This window comes from uncultured Amnibacterium sp. (assembly GCF_964245895.1).
Classification (GTDB): domain Bacteria; phylum Actinomycetota; class Actinomycetes; order Actinomycetales; family Microbacteriaceae; genus Amnibacterium.
In genome coordinates this window covers 1-7321 of record NZ_CAXTOQ010000159.1, presented here as the reverse complement: position 1 = coordinate 7321, position 7321 = coordinate 1, and the positions used below count along the sequence as shown (strand labels likewise).

The 7321-nt window shown below is 72.9% G+C and carries 7 protein-coding genes and 1 pseudogene; all 8 read right to left on the bottom strand.

Annotation, left to right across the window (positions count from 1 at the left end; genetic code table 11):
- The coding region (locus ACFE60_RS16080) for an ABC transporter ATP-binding protein (protein WP_375389870.1) at window positions 1–1664 on the bottom strand (1664 nt) is incomplete at its 3' end.
- A 49-nt stretch (window positions 1665–1713) separates the two neighbouring features.
- Entirely contained in the window at window positions 1714–1926 is a 213-nt protein-coding gene (locus ACFE60_RS16075; protein ID WP_375389869.1) for a hypothetical protein, read from the bottom strand.
- 77 nt (window positions 1927–2003) lie between these two features.
- The gene (locus tag ACFE60_RS16070; protein ID WP_375389868.1) at window positions 2004–2759 is read right to left on the bottom strand and encodes an ABC transporter permease; all 756 of its coding nucleotides are present in this window, start codon (window positions 2757–2759) and stop codon (window positions 2004–2006) included.
- Between the two features lie 44 nt (window positions 2760–2803).
- Entirely contained in the window at window positions 2804–3655 is an 852-nt protein-coding gene (locus ACFE60_RS16065) for an ABC transporter permease (RefSeq protein ID WP_375389867.1), read from the bottom strand.
- 7 nt (window positions 3656–3662) lie between these two features.
- Window positions 3663–4871 carry an ABC transporter substrate-binding protein gene (locus ACFE60_RS16060; RefSeq protein WP_375389866.1) on the bottom strand — a complete coding sequence of 403 codons (1209 nt, stop codon included), beginning with the start codon at window positions 4869–4871 and terminating at the stop codon, window positions 3663–3665.
- Window positions 4872–4887: 16 nt separating this feature from the next.
- Window positions 4888–5943, bottom strand: a complete 1056-nt coding sequence (locus tag ACFE60_RS16055; RefSeq protein WP_375389865.1) for an ABC transporter ATP-binding protein — start codon at window positions 5941–5943, stop codon at window positions 4888–4890.
- A 115-nt stretch (window positions 5944–6058) separates the two neighbouring features.
- Window positions 6059–6868: an IclR family transcriptional regulator gene (locus tag ACFE60_RS16050; protein WP_375389864.1), complete on the bottom strand. Its 810-nt coding sequence runs from the start codon at window positions 6866–6868 to the stop codon at window positions 6059–6061.
- Window positions 6869–6982: 114 nt separating this feature from the next.
- A pseudogene (locus ACFE60_RS16045) lies at window positions 6983–7321 on the bottom strand (CoA ester lyase); the annotation flags it as partial.

Below are 7321 nucleotides of genomic sequence, written 5' to 3'. Positions count from 1 at the left end.
CGGTGCGCGATCACGATCGTCGTGCGGCCCTCCGCGGCCGCGGCCAGGGAGTCGCGCAGCAGCTGCTCGTTGCGGCCGTCCAGGTTCGAGGTCGACTCGTCGAGCAGCAGGATCGGCGCGTCCGCGAGCAGCGCGCGGGCGATGGCGAGCCGCTGCCGCTCGCCGCCGGACAGCAGCACCCCCTCCTCGCCGACCTCCGCCTCCAGCCCCTGCGCGTGCTTCAGCACCGTCGCTCGGAGGTTCACGGCGTCCAGCGCGCGGAGGCAGTCGTCGTCGGTCGCGAGCGGCGCCGCGAGCACGAGGTTGTCGCGGATCGTGCCCGCCAGCGCGGGCGCGTCCTGCTCGACGTAGCCGAACTGGCTGCGCAGCACGGCGCGGGGGAGGCGCCGCACGTCGACACCGCCGATGCGCACGGTGCCCGCGTCCACGTCGTAGAACCGCTCCAGCAGCGACAGCATCGTGCTCTTGCCCGCACCGGAGGGGCCGACCAGCGCCGTGCGCGTGCCGCGCGGCACCGCGAACGACACGCCCTGCAGCACCGCCACCCGCTCGCCGTCCGTGCCCGCGTACGCGAAGGACACGTCGTCGAACTCGACGGCGGCCGCCGCCGTCCGACCCGGGTCGATCGCCTGGTCGGCCGGATCGCTCGCGGTCTCGGACGGCAGGTCGAGCACCTCCGTGATCCGGCCGAGCGCGCCGAGCGCGCTCGCGACGGAGCTGGCCGCACCGAAGGCGCTGCCGAGCGGCCCGACCATCAGGAACAGGAACAGCAGGAAGGCGATGAGGCTGCCGATGTCGATCGCCCCGGAAGCGACCCGGAATCCGCCGACCCCGATGACGACGAGGAACGCGAGGTTCAGGGTCAGCGACGCGATCGGCACGACCGGTGCAGAGGTCTTCGCGACGTCGAGCCCGGCGACCCACGCGCGGCGGGCGCCCCGCAGCACGGATTCGGTCTCCCGGTCGGTGGCGCCGGAGGCGCGGATGGTGCGGACCGCGGAGATCGACCGCTCGACGTCGGCCGTGAGCGCGCCGACAGCGTCCTGCTGCCGCCGGCTCGCCTCCCGGATGCGCCGCGAGAGGCCGCCGACGACGACGACCGCGAAGAGGACGATGACGGCGGTCAGCGCGAGCAGCACCGGGTCGAGCAGGGCCATCCCGATGACGGCGCCGACGAGGGTGAACGCCCCGCCGACCGCGTCGACGAGCCCCTGCGTGAGCACGGCGTACAGCAGCGTCGTGTCGGTGCCGACGCGGGCGACGAGGTCGCCGGTGCGGCGCCGGTCGAAGTCGGCCACGGGCAGGCGGAGGAGGTGCCGGATCAGCCGCGTCCTCGCGCTCAGCACCACCGACGTGCCGGTGCGCTGGAGGAGGTAGTGCTGCACGCCCGACAGGACGGCGCCGACCGCGACGGCGCCTGCGACCAGGGCGACGAGGGTGCCGAGCGGCTGCGCCTGCTGGACCCGCGTGACGATCTGCTGCACCAGCAGGGGCTGGGCGAGCGAGAGCGCGGCGCCGATGACGCTCAGCACGATGACGACCGTGAGCGCGCCGCGGTGCTCGGTCAGGTACGGCAGCAGGTCGCGGAAGCGGGCCCGCGGGCCCTCGTCGCGGCTGCGGCGGAGGAACCCGCGACGGGGCGCGGCGACGGTGGTGGTGCTCATCGCTTCCCATGATCCTCGGCCTGCGGGGCCGCTCGTGCCGGAGGAGCGGTCAGCGCCGGCCGTACCGCTTGTGCACCGCCTGCCGGGTGACGCCCAGCACGGTCGCGATGAACGCCCACGAGGTGCCGCCGACCCGCGCCCGCCGCACGGCGATGGCCTCGGCGCGGTCCAGCTCGCGGCGCTGCTGCGCGATGCGGCGCAGCACCTCCAGCGGGTCCCCGGACTCGGCGGCGGCGACGGTCACGGCGTCCTCCTCGGGCATCTGTCAACCATAGTTGACACGAGTCGCCCGGAGTTGTCAACTTGGGTTGACGCACTCGGCTTCTGAAAGACGGAACCTCAGACGCGGGAGGTCGGGTCGCCGCCGAGGCGCTGCGCGATCCAGACGGGCACGACGGCCGCGATCGTCAGCACCGCCGCGACGACGTTGACCACCGGCGCCTGGTTCGGGCGGAACAGGTTCGCGAAGATCCAGATCGGCAGGGTCTGCACCGCGGGGCCCGCGGTGAAGTTGGTCACCACGATCTCGTCGAAGCTGAGCGCGAAGGCGAGCAGGCCACCGGCGACCAGCGCGCCGCGCATCAGCGGCAGGGTCACGAACCGGAACGTCTGCCACGTGCTCGCGCCGAGGTCCGCCGACGCCTCCTCGAACGAGCCGCCGAGCCGCCGCAGCCGTGCCTGCACGTTGTTGAACACGATCACGATGCAGAACGTGGCATGGCCCACCACCACGGTGAGGAAGCCCAGCGTCAGCCCGAGGTAGGAGGTGAACGTTGCGTTCAGCGCGATGCCCGTGACGATGCCCGGCAGGGTGATCGGCAGCACCAGCAGCACGCTCACCGCGCGCCGCCCGAAGAAGCGGAACCGCTGCACCGCGAACGCCGCCATCGTGCCGAGCACCAGCGCGACGGCGGTCGCGGCCAGCCCGACGGCGACGGAGGTGCCGAGCGCGGCGAGCGCCCCCTCGCTGCCGACGGCGGCCGCCCACCAGCGCAGCGTGAAGCCGGAGGGCGGGAACCCGAACGTGCGGGAGGCGTTGAAGGAGTTCAGCACGACCAGCGCGAGCGGCAGGTACAGCAGGACCAGACCGACCACGAGCCAGCCCCTCAGGACGCGGACCGCGCCGCGGGACATCGACCTCACACGTTCTCCAGCGCGCCGGTGCGCCCGAGCGCCGCGAGGTAGAGCGCGATCGCGGCGAGCGGGACGAGCGACAGGGAGGCGGCCAGCGGCTGGTTGTTCGCCGTGACGAGCTGGCCGTAGATCAGCGTGCCGAGCACCTGCGTCTTGCCGCCGACGATCCCGACGGCGATGTAGTCCCCGAGGGACAGCGAGAACGTGAAGATCGAGCCGGCCGCCACCGCGGGGAACACCAGCGGCAGCAGGACGGAGCGCAGCGTCGTGAGCGCGGAGGCGCCGAGGTCCGTGCTCGCCTCGAGCAGCGAGTCGGGCACCCGGTCGAAGCCCGCGAACACCGGCAGCACCATGTAGGGCAGCCACAGGTACGCGAGCGTGCCGATCGTCGCGGCGATGCCGTACTCCGGGGTCAGGCCGAGGAACGACAGCGGCCCGTTCGGCGCGAGCAGCACCCGCCACGCGTAGGCCTTCACCAGGTAGCTGGCCCACAGCGGCGTGGTGATCGCCACGACGAGCGCGATCCGCGCCCGGGCGGACACCACCTTCGCCATCGCCAGCCCGATCGGGATCGCGACGACCGCGTCGATGAGCGTGACGGCCGCGGCGATCCCGATGCTGCGCAGGGTCACGGCCCAGGTCACCGGGTCGCCGAAGGCCTGCAGCAGGTTCCCGACCGTGTACACCTGCACGACCTGGCCCGTGAACGTGTTCCGGCTCCAGAACGCGCTGAGCAGCAGCACGGCCATCGAGCCGAGGTAGGCGATCACCAGCCAGGCGAGCGGAGGGCCGAGCAGCCCCGCGAGCCGCAGCCGCTCGGCCACCCGCCCGCCTCGCGGCGCGGCGGCGTCCGTCACCGGGCGGTCACCCCTTGATCTCCTGCCACTTCGAGGTCCACTCGCTGTAGTCGGTGCACGTCCCGCCGCTGCCGTCGACGCACTGCTTCTGCGGGGTGGTCCAGTAGTGGATCTTGGCGGCGTAGGCCGCGTCCGTCGCGTGGTAGGTCGTGCAGAACGAGCGGTCCGAGGTCTCGTCGCACGCCTTCGTCTGGGCGGGCGCCTCCCCGAACCACTCCGCGACCTGCGCGTTGGTCTTCGCGGAGGTGATCCAGTCCATCCACCGGTACATGCAGCTGGGGTGCTTCGCCTTCGACGAGATCATCCAGGTGTCCGACCAGCCCGTCGCTCCCTCGGTCGGCAGCACGGTCTTGATCGGCGCCTTCTCGTCCGCCTCCACCAGGTTCGCGATGACCTGCCAGGTGGTGCCGATCACGGAGGTGCCGGAGTCGAACGCCTGGACCTCCTTCGTGTAGTCGGCCCAGTACTCGCCGATGTCCGCGTTCTGCGCCTTCAGCAGGTCCACGGCCGCGTCGAGCTGCTTCTCGGTGAGCGAGTACGGGTCCTTGATGCCGAGCTCGGGCTTCGTGCTCATCAGGTACAGCGCGGCGTCGGCGATGTAGATCGGGGAGTCGTAGGCGGTCACCTTGCCCGCGTACTTCGACGAGCCCTCGAACACCGCGCCCCACGACGTCGGCGCGTCCTTCACGACGTCGGTGTTGTACATCAGCACGTTCGCGCCCCAGCCGTGCGGGATGCCGTACATCTGCCCGTCCACCGAGTTCCAGGCCTTGTCCTTCAGGAAGTCGGAGATGGTCGCGTAGTTCGGCACGAGGCCGGTGTTCACCGGGGCGACGTCCCCGCCGTAGATCAGGCGCAGCGTCGCGTCGCCGGAGGCGGAGACCCCGTCGTACTGCCCGGTGCGCATCAGCTGCACCATCTCGTCGGACGTGTTCCCGATCTTCACGTTCACGGTGCAGCCGGTCTGCTGCTCGAACGGGTGCACCCAGTCGACGGTCTTGTCGTTGGAGCCGTCCTCGGCGTACCCCGCCCAGGCGATCAGGTTCAGCGCGCCCTCGCCGTCGCCCAGCTTCTTCAGCTCGGCGACCTTCGGCGGCGCGTCGCTGGAGTCCCCGCTGCCGCCGCCGACGGTCGTGGAGGTGGAGCAGCCGGTCAGCGCGGCCGCGGTGACGAGCACCGTCGTGAGCGCGATCGCTGCGGAGCGCTGTCGGCGCATGGGGAGGTCCTTCCGGTCAGGCGGCGAGGGGGCGGAGGGCGGAGGCGGGCCAGGACAGCAGCACGGCCGTGCCGCGCGCGAGGTCCGCCTGCCGGGCGGGGGAGTCGTTCAGCAGCACGGCGTTGACGGTGCCGCCGCCGCGGGCCGCGGCGACGACCCGGGTCGTCGAGCCGGCGTAGACGACCTCGGTGATGACGGCGGGAGCGGCGATGTGCCCGACCGGGGGCTGCGCGCCGGGAGGCAGCACGGCCACCTTCTCCGGGCGCAGGGCGAACGTGCCGGGGGCGCCGCCGGTGAGGGACGCGTCCGTGTCGCCGTCGAGCAGGTTGGAGGTGCCGACGAAGCCCGCGACGAACCGCGTCTCCGGCCGCTCGTACACGTCGGCCGCGGCGCCGACCTGCTCGATGCGGCCGTGGTTGAAGACCGCGAGGCGGTCGCAGAGCGTGAGCGCCTCGTCCTGGTCGTGCGTCACGAACACGAAGGTGATGCCGACCTCGCGCTGGATCGCTTTCAGCTCGACCTGCATCCGCTCCCGCAGCTTCAGGTCCAGGGCGCCGAGCGGCTCGTCGAGCAGCAGCACGCGCGGGCGCACGACGAGCGCGCGGGCGAGCGCGATGCGCTGCCGCTGCCCGCCGGACAGCTGGGCCGGCCGCCGCGAGCCGGCGTCCGACAGCCCGACGAGGTCGAGCGCCTCCCCGGCGCGCCTCGTGCGCTCCCCGCGGCCGACGCCGCGCACCTTGAGGCCGTACTCGACGTTCTGCGCGACGGTCATGTGCGGGAACAGCGCGTAGTCCTGGAAGACCGTGTTGACGTCCCGCTTCGCCGGAGGCAGCCCGGTCGCGTCGGCGCCGCCGAGCAGCACCGACCCCTCGGTCGGCTGCTCGAAGCCCGCGATCATCCGCAGGACCGTGGTCTTGCCGGAGCCGGATGGGCCGAGCATGGCGAAGAGCTCGCCGTCCGCGATGTCGAGGTCGAGGCGGTCGACCGCGACGACGTCGCCGAAGGTCTTCCGCAGGCCGCGCAGCGCGACACCGCTCCGCTGCTCCGCCACCGGCACCTGCACGATGCTCATGCAACCACGGGCGTGTCACGAGCGGATACCGAGATCGACCTGATCCTCGCGTGAACGCCGCGGATCCGGTCGCGTCGGGGCTCGGCAGCGGCGGAGATCCTCCGCCGGGCTGCCGCTACGGGATCGGGATGGGGCCGGTCGCGGGGGCGCCCATCGCGCGGGCGATGCTGCGGGCCGTGGTGAGCACGGCGGGGGCGAGCGACCGCGCGGAGGCGGGCGCGCCGCTGATCGCGACGGCGGCGACCGCGTGGTCCGGCCCGACGAGCACGGGCGCCGCGACCGAGACCGTGCCGGTCGAGCTGCTGCGCAGCTCGAGGTGCCCCTTCTTGCGCGCGACCTCGATCGCCGCGCGCACCCGCTGGGCGACGCCGGGGGCGGCGTCCCAGCGGCGCTCGATCATGCCGCCGGCGAGCACGGTGTCGACCAGCCGCTTCGGCGCGTGGGCCAGCAGCACCAGGCCGCCGCAGGAGGCGGGGGCGGGCACCCGGGTCGGGCTGCGGCTCGGCTCGACGCCGTCCGCGCGGTCGACGGTGACGGACTCGCCTCCGTCGAGCACCACCAGCTGCACGGGCTGCCCGGTGACGTCCGCGAGGTCCTGCAGGTAGGGGTGCGCGACGTCCTCGGCGGCGACGTCTCGCGGCGCGAGGGACACCAGCTCCTGCACGTGCGGGCCGATGCGGAACCGGCCGGACGGCAGGCGCTCCAGCAGGCGCTCGTTGACCAGCTGGCCGGCGAGCCGGTGCGTGGTGGTGAGCGGCAGCTCGGCGCGGTCGGCGAGCTCGGTCAGGGACAGCTCGGGGCCGTCCGCGCCGGCGAACGCGTCCAGGACGCCGACGGCGCGACCGAGGACGGAGCGGTCGCGCTCGTTCGTCTCAGTCTCCAGGGCGTCTCCGATCTCCCTTGATCCTGGCGAGTTTAGGAGCACAGACGGCCTTGGTAACAAATCGGTGACGGGCCGGCAGAAGCGGATCGCGGCCGCGAACCATTGCGGACGACCCTGGGAGGGCCCTGGGACGGGCCGGATCGCGCAGGTCCCTGGTCAGAGCGGGTTCACCCCGAACGCCGTCGCGAGCTTCTGGATCTTCTGCGCGCGACCGAGCCGCGGCAGGTCGCTGCCGTCCCGGATGACGCGGCCGCGGGCCTCGAAGTCGGCGATGAAGTCCTGCGCCCACGCGACGTCGGAGGGGGTCGGGCTGATGACCTCGTTGATGACCGGCAGCTGTCCGATGTCGAGGCAGAGCTTGCCGGTCATGCCGAGGGCGACGGTGGTCTGGGACTGCTCGCGGAGCACGGGATGGCTGGAACCGACCGTGGGCCCGTCGATCGGGCCGGGCAGGTTCCCGACCCGGCTGGCGACGACGAGCCGGGACCGGGGGTA